Annotated in this window: 2 protein-coding genes and 1 pseudogene; all 3 read left to right on the top strand. The window is 59.4% G+C overall.

The window, feature by feature from the left end; all coding sequences use genetic code 11:
- Positions 1-399 (top strand): OST-HTH/LOTUS domain-containing protein (locus PDO_RS27290; RefSeq protein WP_007603761.1); only part of this gene is annotated, 399 nt, incomplete at its 5' end.
- 15 nt (positions 400-414) lie between these two features.
- Entirely contained in the window at positions 415-726 is a 312-nt protein-coding gene (locus tag PDO_RS15540) for a hypothetical protein (RefSeq protein ID WP_007603755.1), read from the top strand.
- Positions 713-1,084 (top strand): annotated as a pseudogene (locus PDO_RS15535) (type IV secretory system conjugative DNA transfer family protein); the annotation flags it as partial. The gene PDO_RS15540 and the pseudogene PDO_RS15535, both read left to right, overlap by 14 nt.

The following is a 1,084-nucleotide window of genomic DNA, read 5'->3' as shown; positions in this document are numbered from 1 at the left end:
GTTCTTGGTGCCCCGGTGGAAGAGCCTGCCGCGATCGCAAAACCGGCTCGCAAAACCGCGAACGCGAAATCCGTGCCGGCAGCTTCACTGCCGGCGACAGTCGAACCGCAGAAGGCCGCGCCAGCGCAGTCCGGCGCAGCCAGCGGCAAGCTCGACCGCGCTGCATTGCAGATGCTCGAAAAGGCGGTGACCGCCTCGGCCGATGAAGACGGCCGCGCCAATCTCGCCCGCGTCGGAACTCATCTTGCCAAACAGTCACCGGACTTCGACGCCCGTAATTACGGCTTCAGCCGGTTGAGCGATCTGGCCGAGGCATCCGGCATTCTCGATGTCGGGCGAACGGGAGGTAACCCGAAGATCGTCGTCGTCAGCCTCAAGGCCGGAAAAAACAAATTGTAAGAAGGAAAAAATATCGTGGCCCGTAAATCTATCGAGGAACGCCTGGCGCAACTGGATGCGCAAAAGAAGGCCTTGCAGCAGCGGCTTGCCAAGCAGGAACGCAACAACGACACGCGCCGCAAGGTTCTGCTGGGCGCGCTCGTCCTGCATCGTCTCGAGAACGGCAAGGATGAATTCTCAAAGAACCTCGGTGAATGGCTGCGACGCGAACTGCCGGGCTTCCTCACCCGCGATCTCGACAAGGTGGTGTGTGCTGATCTGATCAACGGAGCGCAGACCAGCACGAAATCCGACAATACGGGGAGGCCAATTCATGAGTCAACTTAAGCTTGCCGGAGCGGCCTTCAAGAACATGCTGCGGACCGCTGCTCGCGATCCCATTTGGGCTATCGTGGCTGTAAGCATAGCTCCTATCCGCGCCTTCAAACCTGTGTTTGGTAGCCTCTCTCTCCTGCTCATCGTTGGCATTGTTGTCGCCATCACGGGCGACCTGATGCTTGCACCTCTCGGCTTGCCTAAAGCCGTTACTCAGACAGCAATCAGCCTGATCGTGACGGTCATCCTGTTCGTCCTCGCCTTCCGTCTCGTCACCAATCCTATGATCCATCATTTCGGGGACATGGAAGGCGACACGCACGGCTCTGCCCGTTTCGCCACCCCTAACGAAGTGGCCTCCCCTCACCCG

The organism is Rhizobium sp. PDO1-076 (genome assembly GCF_000247475.1).
In the GTDB taxonomy this organism is placed as follows: Bacteria; Pseudomonadota; Alphaproteobacteria; order Rhizobiales; family Rhizobiaceae; genus Allorhizobium.
This window is presented reverse-complemented; position numbering and strand designations above follow the sequence as displayed.